Here is a 25,695-nt window from a genome sequence, read left to right on the forward strand (position 1 = left end):
GACAATGCTAAGTGCAAAAGATGTGGTGAGAGCCCACAAAGTTTTGAGTGGTGTAGTAGTTGATACACCACTAGAATATGATCATTATTTATCAGAAAAATACCAAGCAAAGATTTATCTCAAAAAGGAGAATGCGCAACGAGTTCGCTCTTTTAAGATTCGTGGAGCCTATTATGCCATTTCTCAACTATCAAAAGAAGAACGCGAGCGTGGTGTAGTCTGTGCCTCTGCGGGAAATCATGCCCAAGGTGTCGCCTATACTTGTAATGAGATGAAGATTCCTGCAACCATTTTTATGCCCATCACAACACCGCAACAAAAGATTGGGCAGGTTCGCTTTTTCGGTGGAGAGTTTGTGACAATCAAGTTGGTTGGGGATACCTTTGATGCTTCTGCTAAGGCAGCACAAGAATTTACATTGACAGAAAACCGCACCTTCATCGATCCTTTTGATGATGCGCATGTTCAGGCTGGTCAAGGGACTGTAGCCTATGAAATTCTTGAAGAAGCCCGTAAAGAGTCTATTGATTTTGATACAGTACTTGTACCAGTAGGTGGTGGCGGATTGATTGCCGGTGTTTCTACTTATATTAAGGAAACCAACCCGACTATTGAAGTGATCGGGGTAGAAGCTAATGGTGCTCGCTCTATGAAAGCTGCCTTTGAAGCTGGGGGACCAGTTAAACTCAAAGAAATTGATAAGTTCGCTGATGGGATAGCCGTACAGAAGGTTGGACAATTAACCTATGAAGCGACTCGTAAGAATGTTGAAACGCTGATTGGGGTGGACGAGGGATTGATTTCCGAAACCTTGATTGATCTTTATTCCAAACAAGGTATTGTAGCAGAACCAGCCGGAGCTGCCAGTGTTGCAGCCTTGGAAGTTTTATCAGACTATATCAAAGGCAAGACGATTTGTTGTATCATTTCTGGAGGAAATAACGATATCAACCGTATGCCGGAGATGGAAGAACGTGCCTTGATTTACGATGGAATCAAGCATTACTTTGTAGTGAATTTTCCACAACGTCCTGGAGCTCTCCGAGAGTTTGTAAATGATATTTTAGGGCCAAATGATGACATCACTCGTTTTGAATATATCAAACGAGCAAGCAAGGGGACAGGTCCTGTATTGATTGGGGTAGCTCTTGCCAATAAGCATGATTATGCTGGCTTGATTCATCGAATGGAAAAGTTTGACCCATCTTATATTAATTTGAATGGGAACGAAACGTTGTATAATATGCTAGTTTAAGCTAAAATAAAATTATTATCATATTATTTGCGTAATGGTAATGATGGTGCTATAATGAGGGTGACGAAAGGGGGAGATTCCCATGGTTTTACAAATTTTACTTGTTTTATTGTTTTTAGTGGTGATTGCATCAGTGATTATGGTTAGTTCTGTGTATGTGGTTCGACAACAATCGGTCGCTATCATAGAACGCTTTGGTAAATACCAAAAGTTGAGCAATAGTGGTATTCATTTACGAGCTCCTTTTGGGATTGATAGGATTGCAGCAAGAGTTCAACTACGCTTGTTGCAAAGTGAGATTGTTGTAGAGACAAAGACGCAAGATAATGTATTTGTAACGATGAATGTGGCAACTCAGTATCGAGTGAATGAAAATAATGTCACAGATGCTTATTATAAATTGATGCGTCCAGAAGCCCAGATTAAATCCTATATAGAAGATGCTTTGCGTTCATCTGTACCAAAGCTAACCCTAGATGAGTTGTTTGAGAAGAAGGATGAAATCGCCTTAGAAGTTCAAAAACAAGTGGCTGAAGAAATGTCTACATATGGGTATATCATTGTCAAAACGCTGATTACTAAGGTTGAACCTGATGCTGAAGTAAAACAATCAATGAATGAAATTAACGCGGCTCAACGTAAGAGAGTTGCGGCGCAAGAGCTTGCTGAAGCAGATAAGATTAAAATCGTGACCGCAGCAGAAGCTGAAGCAGAAAAAGATCGCCTACATGGTGTAGGGATTGCAGAGCAGCGTAAAGCAATTGTTGACGGACTAGCTGATTCTATCCAAGAGTTAAAGGGAGCCAATGTTGAGCTAACTGAAGAACAAATCATGTCTATCCTATTAACGAACCAGTATTTAGATACGTTGAATAATTTTGCAGATAAAGAGGGTAATAATACAATCTTCCTACCAGCAAATCCTAATGGAGTCGAGGACATAAGAACTCATATATTATCGGCTTTAAAAGCCAAATAAAAATATGCAGAATAATATAGTTGCAACGAATATATGTTTTTTTATTGACAAACGAAATAAAAACGTATACAATTAAGTATTGTAAAGAATAATTTAGGAGAAGAACATGGCTAAGTCGAACTTTGAAAAAGTAGAAGCAGTTGTTGGCTGGGTTCGTGATAAGAAAATCACAGGCTACCGTATCTCTAAAGAAACGAATGCGCGTGAAATGTCTATCATTGCTCTAGCACAAGGACGCGCAAAAGTTAAAAATATTTCATTTGAAACAGCTCTTGGTTTAATCGATTTCTATGAAAAAAATCATGAAAAATTTGAAGATTAAACTGTGGTCACAGGCAGATTCCTGAATCGAGTCTGCCTTTTCTTTACAATTACAAATTAAAAAGACTGCATTCTTTATGCAGTCTTTGTTTATTAGCTGAGATAGCGTTGAAGAAATTCTTTTGTCCGGTCTTCTTTAGGATTTGTAAAGAGTTCTTCAGGCCTGCCTTCTTCAGCAATGACACCCTTATCCATAAAGATGACACGGTGAGAGACATCGCGAGCGAATTCCATTTCGTGGGTTACGACGATCATGGTCAAGCCTTCTTGAGCCAAATCCTGCATAATTTTGAGGACTTCTCCAACCATTTCAGGGTCAAGAGCAGATGTTGGTTCGTCGAAGAGAATGGCATCAGGATTCATGGAGAGCGCGCGGGCGATAGCCACGCGTTGTTTCTGACCACCTGATAGTTGCTTCGGCTTGGCTTGCCAGTAACGTTCTCCCATGCCAACTTTTTCGAGATTCTCTTTGGCAATTTTTTCAGCTTCAGAGTGGTCGCGTTTGAGTACAGTCGTTTGGGCAACAATCGTATTTTCAAGGACATTCAGATTTTCAAAGAGATTGAAAGATTGGAAAACCATACCGAGTTTTTCACGATAATGGGTGAGGTTATAGCCTTTTTCTAAGACATTTTCTCCTCGATAGAGAATCTCTCCCTCTGTAGGTGTTTCGAGTAAATTAATTGAACGAAGGAAGGTTGATTTTCCGCTTCCAGAGCTCCCGATGATGGAAATAACCTCTCCTTTATGGACGGTGAGAGAAATGTCTTTTAGCACTTCGTTTTGCCCATAGGATTTTTTGAGGTGTTTGATTTCAAGGATTGCTTGTGTCATTTTTTCAAATCCTCCGTTTGCATTTGGTTAGCACCTGTAGTGTAAGTATCCATGTCCATACGACGTTCGATGAAGCGTAGGATACGGGTCACAGTAAAGGTGAGGACAAAGTAAATCACGGCGATGATGGTAAAGGTCTGGAAGTATTGATAAGTTTGTGTTGCTACAGTATTTCCTGAGAAATAAAGCTCAACAACTGAAATAACGTTCAATACAGAGGTATCTTTAATGTTGATGACAAACTCATTACCAGTAGCGGGTAGAATATTACGGACAACCTGAGGTAGGACAATCTTACGCATGGTTTGATTGTGGGTCATACCGAGAGCAGTTGCAGCTTCAAACTGTCCCTTGTCTACTGCTAGGATACCACCACGGACGATCTCTGTCATGTAGGCACCCGTATTGATTGAGACGATGAAGATAGCAGCTAGTGTGCGGTCAAGGTTGATACCAAAAGCTTGGGCAGTTCCATAGTAGATAACCATGGATTGAACAATCATCGGTGTACCACGGAAGATCTCGATATAGACATTGAGAATCCAACCGACTAATTTCTGTAGGGCGTACATTGCCTTGTTCTCAGATAGTGGAGCGGTACGGAAGACCCCAATCGCTAGTCCGATAAGGAGACCTGTGATGGTTCCGATAATGGAGATTAAGAGTGTGATACCAGCACCACGCAAGAGTTGTTGCCAGTTTTCAGAAAGGATCTTAGCGACTTGGCTAAAGAAACTACTTTCTTCCTCTGTTGTTGTAGACTCCACAGGTTGCTCTTTGATCATACGATCCATGAGGGCTACTTGCTCATCCTTTGAGATGGTTTCGATGCTCGCATTGATTTGGTTGATACGGCTGTCATCTTTACGAAGTCCAATGGCAATAGCTGTATCTTCTTCGCCAGTTTTGAAACCTGGTTGAGGTTGGATCATTTTGAACTTAGCGTTAGCAGACTCAGCGGTCATTGCTTCAGGTCGTTCAGAAACATAGGCATCAATAACACCAGCCTCCAGAGCTTGACGCATTTGGGCGAAGTCACCCATAGCTGTTTCTTTTTTGGCACCTGGAATTTGGGAAATCAGGTCATAAAGATAAACACCTTGTTGAGACGTGATTTTTGCTCCACTAAAGTCTTCCAAAGATTTGGCATTCGCATAGGCAGAGTCCTTTTTTACCAATAGAACCGGTTCGCTAGTATAGTAACTGCTTGAAAAAGCAATTTCTTGTTTGCGTTCAGCGGTTGGGCTCATACCGGCAATGATCATATCGATTTTGCCAGAAGTAAGTGCTGGAACAAGTCCTTCCCATTTGGTTTTCACGACCAAAGGTTCCTTGCCTAAGTCTTTGGCAATCTTTTTTGCGATTTGAACATCGTAGCCGTTGGCATATTGGTTGGTACCGTCGATTTTGACGGCGCCGTTACTATCGTCGTCTTGAGTCCAGTTGAAGGGAGCGTAAGCAGCCTCCATCCCGATGCGTAAATATTCGTCGGCTTGGACTTGGCTAACTAGTCCTAAGGTAAGGGCTAGGCTAGCAAGGATAGATAAGCATAATTTTTTCATGTTTTCTCCTATTTCTAGTCTAAAAATGACTCTCTCTATTGTATCTAAAAATAGTGAGATTTTCAATACAAGTAAGCCTTTACTTATAAAAAATGATATAATGGTAAAAAGATTGAAAGGGAACCGATCATGAAAAAAAGATGGCTGTTGGCTTTGGTATTTACTTATTTATTATTTATCCCGAGCTTGGTTTTTGCAGTAGACTTTGATATCTTATCCTATCAGGGGGATTTGAATATTCATGCAGATAATACTGCAATTTTTAAGGAAACAATTACCTACCGCTTTGGAGACGATTATAATGGTCAGTTGGTTGGACTAGGGAAAGCTGGGAAAATGCCGGAAGGATTTGACATTGATCCCGACCCGACTGTTCAGGTCTCTAAAAATGGAAGAATTGTTCAAAATGTTTCCTTCTATACTATGGAGGAAGAGGACGGCTACAAGGTAAAAATTTACAATGCTGGATATGCTGGAGATACTGTTCGTGTAACGGTTACCTGGAAACTAACAAACCTTCTCTTCTTATATAAGGATATCGCAGAGCTAAATTGGCAACCCTTGACAGATAGTACTGGAGACATCAAAGAGATTGAGTTCAAGGTCAGCTCAGATACTCCAGCAGAGAAACTCTATTTTCATGCAGGCCAACTCCTAAGGGACTCTAGTGTTGAAAAAGTAAATAATCTCTATCATGTCAAAATGAAAGACCTTCCGAGAAAGCGACAAATCGAATTACATGCTTACTGGCCGAGAAGTGCTTTTGCAGAAGCTCCAGATCAAGGATTAGAGGAAGAACGTTTAACCGATTTTAACCGGATTGAAAGCAATATAGCGACAGAAAAAGCGCAAAGTGAGATGTTGATGAAATGGGTATTTCCCGTCATTTTTATGAGTCTCTTACTTCTAGTTCCTCTCTTCTATAGGAAGTTTCGTCAGAGTACAAGCATTAAAAAGGTCTTTCCAAAAGATCATCGACTCTACGAACCACCGATGGATTTGCCTCCAATGGTTTTAGCAGAAGCAGTGTATTCAACCTCCTTAGAGGAAGTCAATCCCCTAAACAAATCAGGGTTTGGTAAATTTACTTTTGAACGTTTGATTCAGGCAACCTTGTTGGATTTAGTAGATCGAGGCCATTTATCTATTTTCCAAGGGGCTGAGGAACCTTATCTACGAATTATCAGTGAAAAAGGCTTATCAAATTTTGAGAAGGAATGTCTGCGCATGACTTTGTCAAATAAAAAAGAATTGGCTATTTCAGAGCTCTTCCCTGATTACCAAGTTTCATCTTCCCTTTACCGTGGTGCCAAAGAGTCAGATGAAAAACATATCCGAGAAACAGGCTCGCGTCTCAAACGCTCCTTTGAAGGAAGACTTCAACGCATTCAGTCTTGTGTAAAGGATAAGGTTCATGTACTTCGTATCCCAAGCTACTATCGTCCCTTGACAAGTGAGGAACGCCGCCTTGCTCTCGGGATGCGGGTCTGTTCAGCCATAACAGCTCTCGGTGGACTGCTATTCTTTTACTATAGTTGGAAAACACATGGTTTCTTTTCGATCCCATTTCTACTCTTAGGATTGACAGGATTAGGGGCTAGTTTCTGGGTTTATCTTGCCACGCGAGGAGCCTATCGAGATGGAGTTCTAACAGAGGAAGGAGCAGAGATCTTCTATCTCTGGACGAGTTTTGAAAATATGCTTCGGGATATCGCTCATCTGGATCAGGCCGAGCTAGAGAGCATCGTCCTTTGGAACCGTCTACTGGTCTATGCGACTCTCTTTGGTTATGCCAAGAAGATGAGCAAGTTAATGAAAGTCCGCCATATTCAGCTTGAAAATCCAGATTTGAATCTTTATGTAGCCTATGGTTGGCACTCACAGTTCTACACCTCAACTGCACAAATCAAGCAATATACTGCTGTCGCAAATACAGCTAGCAATTACTCTGTATCTTCTGGAAGTGGTTCTTCAGGTGGAGGATTCTCAGGAGGCGGAGGCGGTGGTAGCATCGGTGCCTTCTAAAAAATCTATCGCAATATCCGAAATTATGCTATAATAGAGGACAGAAAAAGGAGTAATGTATGTATTTTATTGAAATTTTGAAGTCAATCTTTTTTGGGATTGTTGAAGGAATTACAGAATGGTTGCCCATTTCAAGTACTGGCCACTTGATCTTGGTTGAAGAATTTGTACAATACAAGGACCAAAATGAAGCCTTCATGTCCATGTTTAATGTTGTCATTCAGCTTGGTGCCATTTTAGCAGTTATGGTCATTTACTTTAATAAGCTTAATCCCTTCAAACCTGGTAAAACTAAGGTAGAAGTTCGTAGAACTTGGCAATTGTGGTCAAAAGTCTTCGTTGCGACCTTGCCTTTGCTATTGGTCTTTAAACTAGATGATTGGTTTGATGCCAACTTCCATAACATGGTTTCAGTTGCAATCATGTTGATTATCTATGGTGTTGCCTTTATCTACCTTGAAAAACGAAATAAGGCGCAAGCCATTGAACCAACAGTAACAGAGCTTGACAAGCTGCCTTATAAAACAGCCCTTTACATTGGGCTCTTCCAAGTCCTCGCTCTCTTCCCAGGAACGAGCCGTTCAGGTGCGACGATTGTTGGTGGTTTGTTAAATGGAACGAGCCGCTCTGTCGTAACAGAGTTTACCTTCTATCTCGGAATTCCTGTTATGTTCGGAGCCAGTGCCTTAAAGATTTTTAAATTTATTAAAGCAGGTCAACTCTTGAGTTTTGGACAACTGTTCTTGCTCTTGGTTGCTATGGGTGTTGCCTTTGCGGTCAGCATGGTTGCCATTCGTTTCTTGACTAGCTATGTGAAGAAGCACGACTTTACACTCTTTGGTAAATACCGTATCGTACTCGGTAGTGTCTTGTTGCTCTATAGTTTTGTGCGTTTGTTTGTATAAGAAAAAAAGCTTGAGGGAATTTTCCTTCAAGCTTTTTAAAATCCTGTCACCGTAATTCCTAGTAAACGGATACCTTTTTCTTTTTCAGCTAGTTCTTCGTAGAGTTGAAGGGCAGTTTGAGAAACCTGACTAGCGTCCTGTGTTGCTTGTGGGAGACTTTTTCGTCTAGTCAGAGTGGAGAAGTCAGCATATCGTATTTTTAGGATAATGATTTTTCCAGCTTTGTCCTGCTTGCTGAGATTGTGAGCTACCTTTTCGGAGAGAAGAGACAGCTCTTTTTTGATGTCTTCTTCTACTTGTAGGATCTTTCCGTAGGTTTTTTCCTTGCCAATGGACTTACGAATGCGGTCGGGCTTGACCGGTGAGTTATGAATACCTCTTGCCTTTCGATAAAGGTCAAAACCGAGTCTGCCGAACCGATCGATTAAAGTAACTTCTGAGACATCCAATAAGTCTGCACCAGTATAAATGCCCATTTCATGAAGCTTTTCTACTGTTTTCTTACCAACACCATGAAATTTAGCAATATCCATTTGTTTGAGAAAGTCTTGAGCCTGATCTGGGAGGATAACTGTCAAACCATGTGGTTTTTGATAGTCACTAGCCATTTTAGCCAAGAATTTGTTATAAGAGACGCCTGCAGAAGCAGTCAGGTGTAGTTCCTGCCATATATCCTCTTGGATAAGGCGGGCTATTTTGACGGCCGACTTGATACCAAGTTTATTTTCCGTCACATCTAAGTATGCCTCGTCGATACTCATAGGTTCAATCAAATCAGTGTAGCGTTTAAAAATAGCACGAATCTCAAGTCCCACAGTCTTATACTTTTCATAATTTCCAGAGATAAAGACAGCTTGGGGACAGCGCTCATAAGCTTCTTTAGAGCTCATGGCTGAATGAACACCAAAAGCTCGTGCCTCATAGCTACAGGTAGAAACGACACCACGCCCACCTGTTTGTCTGGGATCGCTTCCGATAATGACAGGTTTGCCCTTTAACTTGGGATTATCTCTGATTTCCACCGCAGCAAAAAAGGCATCCATGTCAATATGGATGATTTTTCTGGACAGATCATTTATCAATGGAAATATGAGCATTCCAATCCCTTTCTAGTGTCATTTTCTATTTATTATACCCTTTTTTCTGAAAAAATGGGAAAGTTCAACCTGACTTTCAAAAATATAATACAGATTGGAGGAAAAAAGAGACTGTATTATAAAAGAAAGCGTCTAAAATGCCGATTTTCTCTTGTTGAAATCGGTTACTGTATGGTATACTTGTCTCAAGAATGTAACAGATGACTGTTACTAGAAAAAAGAGGACATTAACATGGTTGTTAAGACAGTTGTTGAAGCACAAGATATTTTTGATAAAGCTTGGGAAGGCTTCAAAGGCGTAGATTGGAAAGAAAAAGCAAGTATTTCTCGCTTCGTTCAAGCTAACTACACACCTTACGATGGAGATGAAAGTTTCCTTGCTGGACCAACAGAACGTTCACTTCACATCAAAAAAATCGTAGAAGAAACAAAAGCACACTACGAAGAAACTCGTTTCCCAATGGACACTCGTCCAACATCTATTGCTGATATTCCTGCTGGATTTATTGACAAAGAAAATGAAGTTATCTTCGGTATCCAAAACGATGAGCTCTTCAAATTGAACTTCATGCCAAAAGGTGGTATCCGTATGGCTGAAACTACTTTGAAAGAAAATGGATACGAACCAGATCCAGCTGTTCACGAAATCTTCACTAAATACGTAACAACAGTTAACGATGGTATCTTCCGTGCCTATACTTCAAATATCCGTCGCGCTCGTCACGCTCACACTGTAACTGGTCTTCCAGATGCCTACTCACGTGGACGTATCATCGGTGTTTACGCACGTCTTGCTCTTTACGGTGCAGACTACTTGATGCAAGAAAAAGTAAACGACTGGAATGCGATCAAAGAAATTGATGAAGAAACAATCCGTCTTCGTGAAGAAGTAAACCTTCAATACCAAGCATTGCAACAAGTTGTTCGCTTGGGTGACCTTTACGGAGTTGATGTCCGCAAACCAGCGATGAACACGAAAGAAGCTATCCAATGGGTTAACATCGCCTTCATGGCTGTCTGCCGTGTTATCAATGGTGCTGCTACATCTCTAGGACGTGTGCCAATCGTATTGGATATCTTTGCAGAACGTGACCTTGCTCGCGGTACATTTACTGAATCAGAAATCCAAGAGTTCGTTGATGATTTCGTTATGAAACTTCGTACAGTTAAATTTGCTCGTACAAAAGCTTATGACCAATTGTACTCAGGTGACCCAACCTTCATCACAACTTCTATGGCTGGTATGGGTAACGATGGTCGTCACCGTGTTACTAAGATGGACTACCGTTTCTTGAACACTCTTGACAACATCGGTAACTCTCCAGAGCCAAACTTGACAGTTCTTTGGACTGACAAATTGCCATACAACTTCCGTCGCTACTGTATGCACATGAGCCACAAACACTCTTCTATCCAATACGAAGGTGTAACAACAATGGCTAAAGACGGATACGGAGAAATGAGCTGTATCTCATGCTGTGTGTCACCACTTGACCCAGAAAACGAAGATCAACGCCACAATATCCAGTACTTCGGTGCTCGTGTAAACGTTCTTAAAGCCCTTCTTACTGGTTTGAACGGTGGTTACGACGATGTTCACAAAGACTACAAAGTATTTGACATCGATCCTATCCGTGACGAAGTTCTTGAATTCGAATCAGTTAAAGCCAACTTTGAAAAATCTCTTGACTGGTTGACTGACACTTACGTAGATGCTTTGAACATCATCCATTACATGACTGACAAGTACAACTACGAAGCTGTTCAAATGGCCTTCTTGCCAACTAAACAACGTGCTAACATGGGATTCGGTATCTGTGGATTTGCTAACACTGTTGATACATTGTCAGCTATCAAGTACGCTACTGTTAAACCAATTCGTGATGAAAATGGCTACATCTACGATTACGAAACAATCGGTGAATACCCACGTTGGGGTGAAGATGACCCACGTTCAAACGAATTGGCAGAATGGTTGATCGAAGCTTACACAACTCGTCTACGTAGCCACAAACTATACAAAGACGCAGAAGCTACAGTATCACTTTTGACAATCACATCTAATGTTGCTTACTCTAAACAAACTGGTAACTCACCAGTCCACAAAGGTGTATACCTCAACGAAGATGGTTCTGTGAACTTGTCTAAACTTGAGTTCTTCTCACCAGGTGCTAACCCATCTAACAAAGCTAAAGGTGGCTGGTTGCAAAACTTGAACTCACTTGCTAGCCTAGACTTTGGTTACGCAGCTGACGGTATCTCATTGACAACTCAAGTTTCTCCACGTGCTCTTGGTAAGACTCGTGACGAACAAGTTGATAACTTGGTAACAATCCTTGATGGTTACTTCGAAAACGGTGGACAACACGTTAACTTGAACGTTATGGACTTGAACGATGTTTACGAAAAGATCATGTCAGGTGAAGACGTTATCGTACGTATCTCTGGATACTGTGTAAACACTAAATACCTCACTCCAGAGCAAAAAACTGAATTGACACAACGTGTCTTCCACGAAGTTCTTTCAATGGATGACGCATTGAGCTAAGATTCAATTAGAATAATAAGAAAGCCAGTCAAAATGACTGGCTTTCTTATTATAATATCAAAGATTGACCTAATTACAGATGCAATATATATTAAGCTATTTATATTAGTTTACCGATATAAATAGCTAAAAATTGAATGGCTAGGTTATAGAATGATGCAAATACGTGTATTTTTAAGTTAATATACTTGAATAGATTGTATTGAGATGTTATAATATAATAGACAAGCTCTAGTTAGTGATAGAGGTTGTCAAAATGTTATGATGTAATCTCTTAGGGAGATTAGAAATAAAAATTTCATATAGAAAAGAGGAGAAGAAATGTCGAAAAGCAAAGCGTTAAAAATGCTTTCTAAATTTTCTGCGTTAGTTTTTGCTATTTTAGGTCTAGCATCTGTTTTAGTAGGCATTGTTAAAGCAGATAATCCAGTATCAAAAGAATTAACACAAGTAATTACAGGCATTGATCTGTTAGATGCTTCAGATACTAAGCAAAATGTGAGTTCAGAAGGAGATTTCGAGCTTCGTACGAATTTAGCATATAAGCTTCGTGTGACTTTTGATCTCAAACAGTATAATGAACATCTGAATAATGGAGATTATTTTACCTTTGATATACCTGCTCCTATGGCAGTTTATGAAGGGAGTCAGGATTTAATTGATCCGACAACAAAAGTTACTATTGGAGAAGCTGAAGTGACTTCAAATGGTACTGATCAAGGTGGGAAAGCAAAAATCACCTTGAAAAATTTGGATAAATACCTAGAGAAAACTGGTGGAGATAAGGTAAAGGATGTGTCAGGGAATTTTTCTGTTACTTTTAGATTCTTAAAAGATCAGAATAAAACCCGCATTAACTTTAATTCATCCTCATTAAAGCAAGAAGTGACTCACATTTATTCATCAAAAACAATCGATGGTCCCAAAGTTGGTACTGAAAATTATGCTAAAATTGGGGGTCGTGCTGCCCTTGAAAATTGGAACTCTCCAAAACTGGCTGAGATTGGTTCGGTTAGCAAGGGAGATGCATGGTCTACCTGGCGTGTACGTGTAAATACAGAGAAACAAGACTTAGGACAAAATATTGTATTACATGATACTATACCAAATGATGATACTAGTTACACTCCTGCACAGTATATTCCTGAGACTCTAAAAGTTTATAAGGCAAATATCACTGTTGGGACTTCTGCTGTTCCAGATGATGCAGTATTGTTAACGGAGGGACAAGACTATACCGTTTCGTGGAACGAAAACTATACTTCATTCGATATCATTTTTAAAGATGGAACGACCTCTTATATAGTATCTTATAACACAACAACTCCTAATGATGGAAGTAAAGTAGGAAATAGGGTTGCACTGTCATTGGCTGACGGGACTAAATTAGCACAGAACACAAGTCGTCCGGGAGCACTTGATATGACAGCTGAGGCGACATCTTTGATTTCTGGTACGATTGTAGCATCTACTGCTTACCAAATTAAGATTCATAAGACTGATGCCTTCACTCTTGCTCCAGTTTCGGGTGCAGTATATACTGTGACAGCAGCAGATGATGCAAGTGAAACAACAGAAGTGACTACGAATGAAAAAGGAGTAGCGCTTACGAAAACTTATGATCAGAAATGGGAAGGTAAAACGTTTAAGATCAAAGAGAAGACTGCTCCATCAGGCTATAAACTAGATGAAAAAGAGTATACAGTCAAACTCGGTGCTGCGGGTTCTACTATTCATCTTAAAGATGAACCTGTTCCAGCTGTATTCAATGTGACGGCTAAGAAAGTAGTAGAAGGACGTGCAGATAAGCTTCCAAAAGCAGATGAGTTTACCTTTAACCTGTTTACTGCAGAGAACTTGAAGGATCCAGTAGCCACAGCAAAATCAAAAGCTGATGGGACTATTACCTTTGAGAATCTCCAAGTAAAAGGTGCGGGAACTTATCACTACATCATCAAAGAAGACACTTCAACAGCAGTTGCAGGCGTTACATTTGATACAGAAGCCAAGGAAGTTACTGTAGCAGCAACTTTCCAAAGTGGAGTTTTAACAGCAACTGTCACATCTGCAGAACCAACTTTCACTAACACCTATAAAGCAACTCCAGCTAAAGAAACTATCACAGCTAAGAAAGTCTTGAACGGTAAAGACCTTGAAGCTGATAAATACGAATTCGAACTTAAAAAAGGTGACAAAGTTGTTTCAACAGCTAAAAACGCTGCAGATGGAACTGTTACTTTCAAAGAAATCGAATACAATGAAGCAGGCGACCACACTTACACTATCTCAGAAAAAGCAGGTAGTGAAAAAGGTGTGACATACGATACTGCTAAACACGAAGTTAAGGTAAACGTTACAGATAACGGTCAAGGTCAACTTGTTGTAGCTGTTACAGGTAACAACCCAACTTTTACTAATACTTATAAAGCAGCTCCAGCAAAAATTGCTATTGAAGCTAAAAAAGTTTTGAATGGTAAAGAGCTAGAGATAGATGAGTTTGAGTTTGAATTGAAAGAGGGTGACAAGGTTATTGCGACAGCAAAGAATGCTGCTGGCGGATTGATTCGTTTTTCTGAAATTAGCTATTCAACAGCAGGAGTATATAACTATACTATTACAGAAAAGGTTGGCAATAAACTTGGTGTAACTTATGATAAAACAGAACATCCAGTAACTGTAGAAGTCAAAGATAATGGCTCAGGTCAACTTGTTGCAGCTGTTACAGGTAACAACCCAACCTTCACAAACACATATAAAGCAGCTCCAGCTAAAATTGCTATTGAAGCTAAAAAAGTTTTGAATGGTAAAGAGCTGGAGATAGATGAGTTTGAGTTTGAACTGAAAGAGGGTGACAAGGTTGTTGCGACAGCAAAGAATACTGCTGGCGGATTGATTCGTTTTTCTGAAATTAGCTATTCAACAGCAGGAGTATATAACTACACTATTACAGAAAAGGTTGGCAATAAACTTGGTGTAACTTATGATAAAACAGAACATCCAGCAACTGTAGAAGTGAAAGATAATGGCGAAGGTCAACTTGTCGCGACAGTTACAAGTGAAACACCAGTTTTCGTTAATGACTATAAAGCGGAACCTGCACAGGCTACAATCAAAGCTAAGAAAGTCTTGAAAGGTAAAGCGCTTGAAGCTGATGCTTACACATTTGAACTGAAAGAAGGTTCAGACCTTGTAGCTACGGCTAAGAATACTGCCTCAGGAGAAGTTGTCTTCAACGTCACTTTCTCAGCAGCAGGCGATTACGTTTACACTATTACTGAAAAAGCTGGTGACGATAAAACAATCACTTATGATCAAAATGCGTATGAAGTGTTCGTCACTGTTGCGGATGATGGTAAAGGCCAATTGGTTGCGACTGTTGAAGATGCAGATACAGAACGTGTCTTCACAAACACTTATACAGCACCAGCTCCAACAGCTACATCGGCAACACTTGAATTTACGAAAGAATTGACTGGTCGTACTTTGGTTGATGGTGAGTTCCAATTTGAATTGTACAAAGATGGACAAAAAATTGATACAAAAACAAACCAAGGTGGAAAAGTAACATTTAATGCAATCAACTATGATGCAGAAGGTGAGTATACTTATACTGTAAAAGAAGTGAATGCTGGAGCAACTGGTATTACTTATGATACAGAAAAGACTGCGGTGGTAAAAGTAACCAAAGATGCAGCAACCAACGCTTTGAAGGCAGCTGTTGAATATCCAGCAGGTAGTGTCTTCAAGAATAGCTTCAAAGCACCAGCGGTAGAAGCTACGATTGAAGCAACTAAGAAACTTGAAGGTAAAGAACTTGCGGCTGATGCTTATACTTTCGAATTGAAAGAGAAAGGCGCCGTTGTAGCTACAGCTAAGAATACTGCCGAAGGTAAAGTAGACTTTGTTCGTTCATTCGAAGAAGCAGGTACTCATACTTATACCTTGGTTGAAAAAGTTGGTACTGAAGAGGGTATTGAATACGATAAGACCGAGCATACTGTAACAGTCACTGTAGTTGCGGATGATCAAGGTCTCTTGACTGCAAAGGTTTCCTATGCCAATGGTAAAGAAGTTGTATTTACAAATAAATACACTGTTCCAACACCAACGCCAGAACCAAATCCAGCTCCAAATAATCCAGGAACAACGCCAGATCCAGCACCAACACCAGATCCAACGCCAAATAATCCAGGAATAAATCCAACTCCAGGAACAGAACCAACTGATCCAGGACAAAAGGAGGATCCGAAACCAGCACCCCCAGCTACTGAGACTAAAGGTAAAGCTGAACTTCCAAACACAGGGGAAGCAACCTCTATCCTTTCTGCGCTTGGATTTGTAGTCTTGGCATTGAGTGGATTGGTATTCTTCGTAAAACGCAAAGCTTAAGCTTTTGTAGAAGAAACATGAAACTTGGTAAGTGAGAATATTTCTTCTCTCTTAAACTTGATAGAGAAAGTCTCTAGAAAATTCGTTTTCTAGGGACTTTTTTTGTACTTCAAAAAATTTTTAAAAAATAGTCAAATTTGGTCAAAAGTGTTATTGACTTTTACTGACCAATGTGATATAGTAGAAACATAAGGAAAATGAATTCCTTAGAAAACTTCATTTTCAATGATCCTATTTCTTGAAAATGTACGATAGAAACCCTAGAAAGGGGTGAGGCCTATGTTAAATCTAACAGATTTTGAAAAGAAGATGATAAAAGGCTTATTTAAGAAAGAAAAACCAGAAATTATACGTAGGGTAGCTAGTTAGCTAGTCTAAAATTTTTAAAACAAAGGTCAAAGATAGTCAATATCAGAGATCGCAAATAATTAAGAATAAACGAGGTAAAGAATATGAACAACAACTTTAATAACTTTAACAACATGGATGATTTATTTAACCAATTGATGGGTGGTATGCGAGGATATAGTTCTGAAAATCGTCGCTACTTGATTAATGGACGTGAAGTGACACCTGAGGAATTTGCTCAGTATCGTGCAACTGGTCAATTGCCAGGAAATGCAGAATCTGATGTGCAAATGCAACAACAGGCTTCAGGTATGAAACAAGACGGTGTCCTTGCTAAACTAGGTCGTAACTTGACCGCAGAAGCTCGTGAGGGCAAGCTGGATCCTGTTATCGGACGAAACAAGGAAATTCAAGAAACATCTGAAATCCTCTCACGTCGTACGAAAAATAATCCTGTTCTAGTCGGAGATGCAGGTGTTGGTAAGACAGCCGTTGTCGAAGGCCTAGCACAAGCGATTGTGAACGGAGATGTTCCAGCTGCCATCAAGAACAAGGAAATTATTTCTATTGATATCTCAGGTCTTGAGGCTGGTACTCAATACCGTGGCAGCTTTGAAGAAAACGTTCAAAATCTAGTCAATGAAGTGAAAGAAGCAGGGAATATTATCCTCTTCTTTGATGAAATTCACCAAATCCTTGGTGCTGGTTCAATCGGTGGAGACAGTGGTTCTAAAGGTCTTGCAGATATTCTCAAGCCAGCTCTCTCTCGTGGTGAATTGACCGTTATTGGAGCGACAACTCAAGACGAATACCGTAACACCATCTTGAAAAATGCAGCTCTTGCTCGTCGTTTCAACGAAGTGAAGGTCAATGCTCCTTCAGCAGAGGATACCTTTAAAATCCTTCAAGGGATTCGTGATCTCTATCAACAACACCACAATGTCATTTTGCCAGACGAAGTCTTGAAAGCAGCAGTGGATTATTCTGTCCAATACATTCCTCAACGCAGCTTGCCAGATAAGGCTATTGACCTTGTCGATGTAACGGCAGCTCACTTGGCAGCTCAACATCCTGTAACAGATGTGCATGCTGTTGAACGGGAAATTGAGGCAGAAAAAGACAAGCAAGAAAAAGCAGTTGAGGCAGAAGACTTTGAAGCAGCTCTCAATGCTAAAACACGTATTGCAGAATTAGAGAAAAAAGTCGAAAACCACACAGAAGACATGAAAGTGACTGCAAGCATCAACGATGTGGCTGAGTCTGTAGAGCGAATGACAGGTATTCCAGTGTCACAAATGGGAGCGTCAGATATCGAACGTTTGAAAGATATGGCTCATCGCTTGGAACACAAGGTAATCGGCCAAGATAAGGCAGTAGAAGCAGTAGCTCGTGCTATCCGTCGTAACCGTGCAGGATTTGATGAGGGCAATCGCCCAATCGGTAGCTTCCTCTTTGTAGGGCCTACTGGGGTTGGTAAGACGGAACTTGCTAAGCAATTGGCGCTCGATATGTTTGGAACCAAGGATGCGATCATCCGTTTGGATATGTCTGAATACAGTGACCGCACAGCCGTTTCTAAGTTAATTGGTACAACAGCAGGTTATGTAGGTTATGATGACAATAGCAATACCTTGACAGAACGTGTTCGTCGCAATCCTTACTCTATCATTCTCTTGGATGAGATTGAAAAGGCTGATCCTCAAGTAATCACCCTTCTCCTCCAAGTATTGGATGATGGTCGTTTGACTGATGGTCAAGGAAATACAGTGAACTTCAAGAACACGGTCATTATCGCGACATCAAATGCTGGATTTGGTTATGAAGCCAACTTGACTGAAGATGCGGATAAACCAGAATTGATGGATCGTTTGAAACCATTCTTCCGCCCAGAGTTCCTTAACCGCTTTAACGCAGTTATCGAGTTCTCACACTTGAATAAGGAAGACCTTTCTAAGATTGTGGACTTGATGTTGGCGGAAGTCAACCAAACCTTGGCTAAGAAAGACATTGATTTGGAAGTCAGCCAAGCAGCTAAGGACTTTATCACAGAAGAAGGCTATGACGAAGTCATGGGTGTTCGTCCTCTCCGTCGTGTGGTTGAACAACAAATTCGTGATAAGGTAACAGATTTCCACTTGGATCATCTAGATGTTAAACATCTGGAAGCAGATATGGAAGATGGTGGTTTAGTTATTCGTGAAAAAGCCTAATACTCTTCGAAAATCAAATTCAAACCACGTCAACGTCGCCTTGCCGTACTCAAGTACAGCCTGCGGCTAGTTTCCTAGTTTGTTCTTTGATTTTCATTGAGTATAAGACAAAATTTTGAGAATAAAAAAAGAAGGAGCCAGCTGAAAAAACTGGTTCCTTTTTGTGTTTAGATGACATGGCGTTCAAAGGCATCATCTGAGATTCCTTGTTCCAGGATGAGTTTTGCCCATTCTTTAGCAGAAAAGAGGCTGTGGTCCTTGTAGTTTCCGCAAGATTCGATGGTTGTTCCAGGGACATCTTCCCAAGTAGTGGTTTCAGCAATTTCCTTGAGCGAATCCTTGATAACAGCTGCAATTTCAGCGCTAGTATGGCGTCCCCACATAATCATGTGGAAGCCTGTACGGCAACCAAATGGCGAACAGTCAATCATGCCGTCGATGCGGGTACGGATGAGTTTGGCCAAGAGGTGCTCGATGGTGTGAAGACCAGCGGTAGGGATAGAGTCCTCATTTGGCTGTACCAAGCGAATATCAAAGTTGGAGATGATGTCTCCCTTTGGCCCCGTTTCTTCCCCAATCAAGCGAACATAAGGTGCTTTAACAATGGTGTGGTCAAGTTCAAAACTTTCAACAATAACTTCTTTTGACATGGTAGTTCCTTTCAGTTTTCTTCTTTCATTATATCATAAAGACTGCTCTTGAAACAGAGAGAAAACCTCTCCAAGAAAGGAGAGGTTTGAGTTTTTATTTGCGATACAAGCGATCGTATTGGTAGTAAGGGTCAAAGGTTACGTTGATACCTAGTTTGCGAAGGACATTCTTGTCTTCATCGGTCAGGATGATGGTTGAGTGAGCTTCGCTTCCTTTGAGGTTACCAAGTTCTTCCATGGCACGCGCAGCATCAGGATTTTCCATGGCTGTGATTGCAAGTGCAATCAAAATTTCATTTGAGTGGAGGCGAGGATTGCGGCTACCGAGATGATTGATTTTAAGGCCTTGAATTGGTTTGACGACTTCAGGCTCGATGAGTTTTACTTCCTTAGCGATGTTAGCTGATTTTTTGATGGCATTGATCAAGGCAGCAGCTGTAGGACCAAAGAGTTCAGAGTTTTTACCAGTTACGATTTCCCCATTTGGCAACTCAAGGGCTAGGGCAGGGCCACCAGTTTCTTCTGCTTTTTGGCGTGCAGCAACAGCAACCTTACGGTCTGCAGGTGTGATACCGAGGTCGTTCATGAGCAGTTCAATCTTCTTGACAGCAGTTTCTCCGACTTTTTCAGCTTTGAAATCAAGTACAGTCTGATAGTAGCGACGGATGATTTCTTGTTTAGAGGCTTCGATAGCAGCCTCATTATCTGTAATAGCAAAGCCAACCATATTGACACCCATGTCTGTTGGTGAAGCGTATGGAGATTCACCGAGAATGCGCTCCAACATACGTTTGAGCACTGGGAAGATTTCGATATCACGGTTGTAGTTGACAGTGGTTTCTCCGTAGGTTTGGAGATGGAAAGGGTCAATCATATTGACATCATCAAGGTCCGCGGTTGCAGCCTCGTAGGCCAAGTTGACTGGGTGATGAAGGGGAAGATTCCAAACTGGAAATGTTTCAAACTTAGCGTAACCAGACTTGATGCCATTAAGTTGGTCATGGTACATATTGGACATACAAGTGGCCAATTTTCCAGAACCAGGTCCAGGAGCAGTTACAACAATCAAGTTGCGACTAGTTTTGATGTAGTCGTTTTTCCCCATACCTTCTGGAGAAATGATGTGGTCCATATCAGTCGGGTATCCTTTGATTGGATAATGAAGATAGGAATCAATCCCGTTTTTATCTAACTGGTTGCGGAAGGCATCTGCAGCGGGTTGTCCGGCGTATTGTGTGATGACAACAGAACCGACAAAGATTCCCAGTTCATTGAATTTGTCGATCAAACGAAGAACTTCTTGGTCATAAGAAATGCCTAGGTCGCCACGTGCTTTGGAATGCTCGATATTGCTAGCGTTAATAGCAATCACAACCTCAACTTGCTCCTTCAACTCCTGCAAGAGCTTGATCTTGTTGTCAGGCTCATAACCAGGCAGTACACGAGCAGCGTGGAAATCTTCTAACATTTTGCCGCCAAACTCTAGGTAAAGCTTGCCGTCAAATTGGTTAATGCGCTCCAAAATGTGGTCGCGCTGTAGATTTAAATATTGTTCAGAACTAAAAGCTTGTTTTTTCATTTTTTTACCTCTGACCTCTATTATATAAAAAAAATGGGAGTTAGGAAACTACGGAGCTAAAAAAGAAATCAAAAAGATTAGGCAAACGCTTGCACTAAGATTTAAAAAGCGCTATCATAGACTGTAGAATATTAAAATAATGAGGTAAACAGATGCAAGAAAAATGGTGGCACAATGCCGTAGTCTATCAAGTCTATCCAAAGAGTTTTATGGATAGTAATGGAGATGGAATTGGTGATTTGCCAGGAATTACTAGTAAGTTGGACTATCTAGCTAAGTTAGGAATCACAGCGATTTGGCTTTCTCCCGTTTATGACAGTCCGATGGATGATAATGGCTATGATATTGCCGATTATCAAGCGATTGCTGCTATTTTCGGAACCATGGAGGACATGGACCAACTGATCGCAGAAGCTAAGAAACGTGATATTCGTATCATCATGGACTTGGTGGTCAATCATACCTCGGATGAGCATGCTTGGTTTGTCGAGGCCTGTGAAAATCCTGACAGCTCTGAGCGAAACTACTATATCTGGCGGGATGAGCCCAACGATTTGGATTCCATTTTTAGTGGGTCTGCTTGGGAATACGATGAAAAGTCAGGTCAATACTATCTCCACTTTTTCAGCAAGAAACAGCCTGATCTCAACTGGGAGAATGAAAAACTTCGCCAGAAAATTTACGAGATGATGAACTTCTGGATTGAAAAAGGTATTGGTGGTTTCCGTATGGATGTCATTGATATGATTGGTAAGATTCCTGATGAGAAGGTAGTGAATAATGGTCCTATGCTCCATCCCTATCTCAAGGAAATGAATCAGGCGACCTTTGGGGATAAAGATCTTTTGACGGTGGGAGAAACTTGGGGGGCAACGCCAGAAATTGCCAAGCTTTACTCGGATCCAAAAGGACAAGAATTGTCTATGGTCTTCCAGTTTGAGCATATCTGTCTTCAGTATCAGGAAGGGCAACCTAAGTGGCACTACCAAAAAGAGTTAAATGTAGGGAAGTTAAAAGAAATCTTCAACAAATGGCAGACAGAGTTAGGTGTTGAGGACGGCTGGAATTCCCTCTTCTGGAACAACCATGACCTCCCTCGTATCGTCTCTATCTGGGGAAATGACCAAGAACACCGCGAAAAATCTGCCAAAGCCTTTGCAATCTTGCTTCATCTCATGAGAGGGACTCCTTATATCTACCAAGGTGAGGAGATTGGGATGACCAACTATCCTTTTGAAACACTGGATCAAGTAGAAGATATTGAATCCCTCAACTATGCGCGTGAGGCACTTGAAAAAGGTGTTCCGCTCGAGGAAATTATGGACAGTATCCGTGTCATCGGACGTGATAATGCCCGTACCCCGATGCAATGGAATGAAAGCAAAAATGCTGGTTTCTCAACTGGTCAGCCTTGGTTGGCAGTTAATCCAAACTATCAAGAAATCAACGTTCAAGAAGCACTAGCAAACCCAGATTCGATCTTCTATACTTATCAAAAACTCGTTCAAATTCGTAAGGAGAACAGCTGGCTGATTCGAGCTGACTTTGAATTACTCGATACTTCTGATAAGGTCTTTGCTTATATCCGTAAGGACGGGGGTCGTCGCTTCCTAGTTGTGGCCAACTTGTCCAATGAAAAACAAAACTTTTCAGTAGAAGAAAGAGTTAAATCTGTCTTGATTGAAAACACTGTGACTCAAGAAGCAGTTGAAAAACAGGTCTTGGCTCCATGGGATGCTTTCTGTGTGGAACTAACGGATTAAAATAAGTGAACCTCAAGCATTTGATGCTTTGTACTGACTCCCAAAAGTTAGACAATTTATTTATCCGAAGGATTTAGTTCTGTATTGAACAGAGCTAGATCCTTTTAGTTTAACTTTGATTCGTTTGTTATTGTAGTAATAAATGTAGTTCACAATTGCTTGTTCAAGGTCTTCTAAAGACCTAAAGTGCTTCTCATAACCGTAAAACATCTCCGATTTCAAAATACCAAAGAGGGACTCCATCATACCGTCGTCTGGGTTGTTACCCTTGCGCGACATGGATGGCTGAATTTCCTTATTCTCTAGAAACCGATGATAAGAATCATGTTGGTATTGCTGGCCTTGATCTCTATGAAGAATCGTATTTGTGTAATGATTCTCACTGAAGGCCTGGTTTAACATAGCTTTCACTTGTTATAAATTTGGTAAAGTTGAAAGATTATATGCGATAAAAGTGCGAGACAATCAAAATGGATGGTACACATGGTAGTGTGTGGAAGTAGGAGAAGTCGAGAAAATTGATATCATCGGAAATGTTGATACAGTAAACTCCACACGCTTCTTGGGACAGTTTCCTTTATGCTCAAAAAACAATTATAAGACATAGTATTTTAAAATAATGCATTGTGATACAGGAAAAAAACTAAAAAGAATGTAGGGTTTATTCCCCTACATTCTTAAAATAACTTAGTACATAAATGATAATGCTGTTGCCGCCATCAATATTGCAAGAACTATTTTCCAAATTTTTTTATTTTTTCCAAAAATCTTATCAGGTAACAAGCTTATTACAAGAAAGGTAATAAACAACACCAATTTTGTATATATCATTAGAATTCTCCTTTCTATAAACAAATTGGAACCGAAAAACTAAAGTGATGAATTCTATTAGTTCACCTACTGAATTAGTTTTTATGTATACGCTTACATTATACCGTAAAATATTATTATTTCAAAGAAAACGAACTAAAAAGGAATTGTGGGGTGAGGGAGATTGGGAACTCCCTCAAAATTTAAAAGGGGTAAAAAAGGCATTTGGGGTGCAGTACACTTGAGGTTCTTTCACTAAAAAATATATAGAAAAGTCTTTAAAAAATATTTGTTAGAATTTTCTAAAAAATCTGGCGAAAGTCCTTGCTTTTATGAAAAAATAGGGTATAATGGTGAAAACACTATCTTTAAGGAGATTACTTATGAAATCGAAAAAGTGGCTCTTAGGAGCAGGTGCTGTTTTGAGTGCAGCCCTACTGTTAACTGCTTGTGGGCAAAGTGAAAAGAAAGCGGATGCTCCCAAGACATTCTCTTATGTCTACGCTATGGATCCGTCTTCTTTGGACTATAGTGTGACGAGCAAGAGCTCAACCTCTGACGTTATAGCAAACGTTGTTGATGGTCTTTTGGAAAATGACAAGTATGGGAACTTGATTCCATCACTTGCAGAAGACTGGTCTGTTTCAAAGGATGGTTTGACTTACACCTACAAACTTCGTAAGGGTGTAAAATGGTATACTTCTGATGGAGAAGAATACGCTGAAGTTAAGGCCAAAGACTTTGTTACTGGGCTTAAACATGCTGCTGATGGAAAATCAGATGGTCTTTCTTTGATTCAGGATTCTATCAAAGGTTTGGCAGAGTATGTTAGTGGTGAGAGCAATGATTTCTCTACCGTAGGAGTTAAGGCTGTTGATGATTATACGGTAGAATACACGCTCAACAAACCAGAAAGTTTCTGGAACTCTAAGGTCACAACGGCAACCATGCTTCCAGTTAATGAAGAATTTTTGAATTCTAAAGGGAGCGACTACGGTGCACCAACTCCATCGGGTATCCTATATAATGGTCCTTATTTCTTGAAATCATTGACTTCAAAATCAGTCATCGAGTATGAAAAGAATCCAAACTACTGGGATAAGGACAATGTCAAGATTGATAATATTAAACTAACTTTCTACGATGGATCAGACCAAGAATCTTTGATTCGTAGCTTTACACAAGGAGCTTATACAACAGCCCGTCTCTTCCCAACAAGCTCAAACTTTGAGTCAACTAAACAAGAGTATGGCGATAAGATTGTTTACAGTCCACAAGAAGCGACAAGCTACTACCTCACTGTTAACGTAAACCGCCAATCTTACAATAAAACAGCCAAAACAGACGAAGCTCAAAAAACATCAACGAAAGAAGCTCTTCTCAACAAGAACTTCCGTCAGGCGCTGAACTTTGCCCTTGACCGTCACTCATACACTGCCCAGTTGAATGGTGAAGAAGGTGCGAACAAGATTATCCGTAACAGCCTAGTGCCTCATGACTACGTTCAAGTAGGTGAAAAAACCTTTGGAGAGTTGGCGCAGGCAGAGCTCGTTTCATATGGTGACCAGTGGAAAGATGTGGCCCTTACAGATGGCAAGGATACGATTTACAGTCCTGAAAAAGCTAAGGCAGCCTTTGCTAAAGCCAAGGAAGAATTGCAAGCCAAGGGTGTTACCTTCCCAATCCATTTGGATATCCCCGTTGAACAAACAGATGTAATCGCGGTTCAACAAACCAACTCACTCAAGCAGTCTATCGAATCATCACTTGGTACTGAAAATGTCATTGTTGATGTCCTTCAAATGACCGATAATGAGAAAATAAGCATTACGTCTCAAGCCAAGGTTCCATCCCAAAAAGACTATGACTTGAACGGAACTGGTTGGGGACCAGACTATCAAGACCCAGCCACCTACCTCAACATCCTTGATGCTAAGAAGGGTTCTGCCCTTAAACACTTGGGGATCACTCGTGGAAAAGATCCAGAAGTGATGGCTCAAGTCGGTCTAGACGAATACAAGAAACTCTTGGATGATGCCGCAGCTGAAACAAGCGACCTCAATAAGCGTTACGAAAAATACGCTAAAGCGCAAGCTTGGGTATCTGATAGTTCGCTTTTGATCCCAGTTGCTTCTTCAGGTGGTTCTCCAACTGTTAGCCGTACTGTACCATTCACAAAAGCATACTCTCAAGTCGGAATCAAGGGAGACCCATTTGTGTTCAAAGGTTTGGAATTGCAAAATGATGTTGTGACTGCAAAAGAATACGAAGAAGCCTTCAAGAAATGGCAACAAGAAAAAATCGAAACAAATGCCAAATACCAAAAAGAACTTGAAAAACACGTCAAGTAATCTATAAACAGAAAAGGAAGTTGCAGGAAACTGTGCTTCCTTTTTTTGTTTTGAGACACCAGTTGTCAT

General features: G+C 40.5%; 16 protein-coding genes and 1 pseudogene. 10 read left to right on the top strand and 7 right to left on the bottom strand.

Annotated elements, in window-relative coordinates; all coding sequences use genetic code 11:
* Positions 1-4: 4 nt before the first annotated feature.
* From ilvA to O3622_RS03785, 3 genes are all read left to right on the top strand, one after another.
* Positions 5-1,255: a threonine ammonia-lyase IlvA gene (ilvA, locus tag O3622_RS03775; protein WP_000947312.1), complete on the top strand. Its 1,251-nt coding sequence runs from the start codon at positions 5-7 to the stop codon at positions 1,253-1,255.
* Between the two features lie 82 nt (positions 1,256-1,337).
* Positions 1,338-2,234 carry an SPFH domain-containing protein gene (locus O3622_RS03780; protein WP_000244062.1) on the top strand — a complete coding sequence of 299 codons (897 nt, stop codon included), beginning with the start codon at positions 1,338-1,340 and terminating at the stop codon, positions 2,232-2,234.
* A 106-nt stretch (positions 2,235-2,340) separates the two neighbouring features.
* Positions 2,341-2,556 carry a hypothetical protein gene (locus O3622_RS03785; protein WP_001130031.1) on the top strand — a complete coding sequence of 72 codons (216 nt, stop codon included), beginning with the start codon at positions 2,341-2,343 and terminating at the stop codon, positions 2,554-2,556.
* Positions 2,557-2,648: 92 nt separating this feature from the next.
* Here the strand turns inward: O3622_RS03785 and O3622_RS03790 are convergent, their stop codons facing one another.
* Positions 2,649-3,389, bottom strand: coding sequence for an amino acid ABC transporter ATP-binding protein (locus O3622_RS03790; RefSeq protein WP_000189491.1), 741 nt, complete (start codon positions 3,387-3,389; stop codon positions 2,649-2,651).
* A complete protein-coding gene (locus O3622_RS03795) occupies positions 3,386-4,951 on the bottom strand; it encodes an ABC transporter substrate-binding protein/permease (protein ID WP_371607042.1) in 1,566 nt (521 codons plus the stop codon). Before O3622_RS03795 ends, O3622_RS03790 begins: the two co-directional genes overlap by 4 nt.
* A 129-nt stretch (positions 4,952-5,080) precedes the next feature.
* Here O3622_RS03795 and O3622_RS03800 point away from each other — a divergent pair, with 129 nt between their 5' ends.
* On the top strand, positions 5,081-6,976 hold the full coding sequence (locus O3622_RS03800; protein ID WP_371607043.1) for a DUF2207 domain-containing protein: 1,896 nt from the start codon (positions 5,081-5,083) through the stop codon (positions 6,974-6,976).
* Positions 6,977-7,035: 59 nt separating this feature from the next.
* The gene (locus tag O3622_RS03805) at positions 7,036-7,881 is read left to right on the top strand and encodes an undecaprenyl-diphosphate phosphatase (RefSeq protein ID WP_000273567.1); all 846 of its coding nucleotides are present in this window, start codon (positions 7,036-7,038) and stop codon (positions 7,879-7,881) included.
* 35 nt (positions 7,882-7,916) lie between these two features.
* On the opposite strand, the gene dinB is transcribed toward O3622_RS03805, so the two are convergent.
* A complete protein-coding gene (gene dinB / locus O3622_RS03810) occupies positions 7,917-8,978 on the bottom strand; it encodes a DNA polymerase IV (protein WP_371607045.1) in 1,062 nt (353 codons plus the stop codon).
* Between the two features lie 232 nt (positions 8,979-9,210).
* Between dinB and pflB the strand changes: the two genes are divergently transcribed.
* The 3 genes from pflB (at position 9,211) to O3622_RS03825 (ending at position 18,473) form a co-directional block, all read left to right on the top strand.
* Positions 9,211-11,526: a formate C-acetyltransferase gene (pflB, locus tag O3622_RS03815; RefSeq protein ID WP_000260621.1), complete on the top strand. Its 2,316-nt coding sequence runs from the start codon at positions 9,211-9,213 to the stop codon at positions 11,524-11,526.
* Between the two features lie 321 nt (positions 11,527-11,847).
* On the top strand, positions 11,848-15,915 hold the full coding sequence (locus O3622_RS03820) for a Spy0128 family protein (RefSeq protein WP_371607046.1): 4,068 nt from the start codon (positions 11,848-11,850) through the stop codon (positions 15,913-15,915).
* A 452-nt stretch (positions 15,916-16,367) separates the two neighbouring features.
* Positions 16,368-18,473: an ATP-dependent Clp protease ATP-binding subunit gene (locus O3622_RS03825; protein WP_084944309.1), complete on the top strand. Its 2,106-nt coding sequence runs from the start codon at positions 16,368-16,370 to the stop codon at positions 18,471-18,473.
* 167 nt (positions 18,474-18,640) lie between these two features.
* Here O3622_RS03825 and O3622_RS03830 read toward each other — a convergent pair whose 3' ends face one another.
* Both O3622_RS03830 and O3622_RS03835 read right to left on the bottom strand, forming a co-directional pair.
* Positions 18,641-19,123 (bottom strand): S-ribosylhomocysteine lyase, encoded by a 483-nt coding sequence (locus O3622_RS03830; protein ID WP_000032544.1) that lies wholly within the window; start codon positions 19,121-19,123, stop codon positions 18,641-18,643.
* 94 nt (positions 19,124-19,217) lie between these two features.
* Positions 19,218-20,702, bottom strand: coding sequence for a DUF1846 domain-containing protein (locus O3622_RS03835; protein ID WP_084880413.1), 1,485 nt, complete (start codon positions 20,700-20,702; stop codon positions 19,218-19,220).
* 152 nt (positions 20,703-20,854) lie between these two features.
* On the opposite strand from O3622_RS03835, the gene O3622_RS03840 reads away from it, so the two are divergent.
* Positions 20,855-22,465, top strand: coding sequence for an alpha-glucosidase (locus O3622_RS03840; RefSeq protein ID WP_049520840.1), 1,611 nt, complete (start codon positions 20,855-20,857; stop codon positions 22,463-22,465).
* 60 nt (positions 22,466-22,525) lie between these two features.
* Here O3622_RS03840 and O3622_RS03845 read toward each other — a convergent pair.
* Positions 22,526-22,915, bottom strand: a pseudogene (locus tag O3622_RS03845) (IS3 family transposase); the annotation flags it as partial.
* 237 nt (positions 22,916-23,152) lie between these two features.
* Positions 23,153-23,296, bottom strand: a complete 144-nt coding sequence (locus tag O3622_RS03850) for a hypothetical protein (RefSeq protein ID WP_000640659.1) — start codon at positions 23,294-23,296, stop codon at positions 23,153-23,155.
* 362 nt (positions 23,297-23,658) lie between these two features.
* Between O3622_RS03850 and O3622_RS03855 the strand changes: the two genes are divergently transcribed.
* A complete protein-coding gene (locus tag O3622_RS03855; protein WP_000837392.1) occupies positions 23,659-25,626 on the top strand; it encodes a peptide ABC transporter substrate-binding protein in 1,968 nt (655 codons plus the stop codon).
* Positions 25,627-25,695 lie beyond the last annotated feature (69 nt).

The organism is Streptococcus sp. 27098_8_51, assembly GCF_041432205.1.
In the GTDB taxonomy this organism is placed as follows: Bacteria; Bacillota; Bacilli; order Lactobacillales; family Streptococcaceae; genus Streptococcus.

Excerpts from the sequence above, each read along its gene's own strand:
- O3622_RS03820 (WP_371607046.1), top strand. The coding sequence starts at position 11,848 with ATGTCGAAAAGCAAAGCGTTAAAAATGCTTTCTAAATTTTCTGCGTTA.
- dinB (WP_371607045.1), bottom strand. The coding sequence starts at position 8,978 with ATGCTCATATTTCCATTGATAAATGATCTGTCCAGAAAAATCATCCAT.
- O3622_RS03840 (WP_049520840.1), top strand. The coding sequence starts at position 20,855 with ATGCAAGAAAAATGGTGGCACAATGCCGTAGTCTATCAAGTCTATCCA.
- pflB (WP_000260621.1), top strand. The coding sequence starts at position 9,211 with ATGGTTGTTAAGACAGTTGTTGAAGCACAAGATATTTTTGATAAAGCT.
- O3622_RS03785 (WP_001130031.1), top strand. The coding sequence starts at position 2,341 with ATGGCTAAGTCGAACTTTGAAAAAGTAGAAGCAGTTGTTGGCTGGGTT.
- O3622_RS03795 (WP_371607042.1), bottom strand. The coding sequence starts at position 4,951 with ATGAAAAAATTATGCTTATCTATCCTTGCTAGCCTAGCCCTTACCTTA.
- O3622_RS03835 (WP_084880413.1), bottom strand. The coding sequence starts at position 20,702 with ATGAAAAAACAAGCTTTTAGTTCTGAACAATATTTAAATCTACAGCGC.
- O3622_RS03805 (WP_000273567.1), top strand. The coding sequence starts at position 7,036 with ATGTATTTTATTGAAATTTTGAAGTCAATCTTTTTTGGGATTGTTGAA.
- O3622_RS03800 (WP_371607043.1), top strand. The coding sequence starts at position 5,081 with ATGAAAAAAAGATGGCTGTTGGCTTTGGTATTTACTTATTTATTATTT.
- O3622_RS03780 (WP_000244062.1), top strand. The coding sequence starts at position 1,338 with ATGGTTTTACAAATTTTACTTGTTTTATTGTTTTTAGTGGTGATTGCA.
- O3622_RS03790 (WP_000189491.1), bottom strand. The coding sequence starts at position 3,389 with ATGACACAAGCAATCCTTGAAATCAAACACCTCAAAAAATCCTATGGG.
- O3622_RS03830 (WP_000032544.1), bottom strand. The coding sequence starts at position 19,123 with ATGTCAAAAGAAGTTATTGTTGAAAGTTTTGAACTTGACCACACCATT.
- O3622_RS03855 (WP_000837392.1), top strand. The coding sequence starts at position 23,659 with ATGAAATCGAAAAAGTGGCTCTTAGGAGCAGGTGCTGTTTTGAGTGCA.
- O3622_RS03850 (WP_000640659.1), bottom strand. The coding sequence starts at position 23,296 with ATGATATATACAAAATTGGTGTTGTTTATTACCTTTCTTGTAATAAGC.
- O3622_RS03825 (WP_084944309.1), top strand. The coding sequence starts at position 16,368 with ATGAACAACAACTTTAATAACTTTAACAACATGGATGATTTATTTAAC.
- ilvA (WP_000947312.1), top strand. The coding sequence starts at position 5 with ATGCTAAGTGCAAAAGATGTGGTGAGAGCCCACAAAGTTTTGAGTGGT.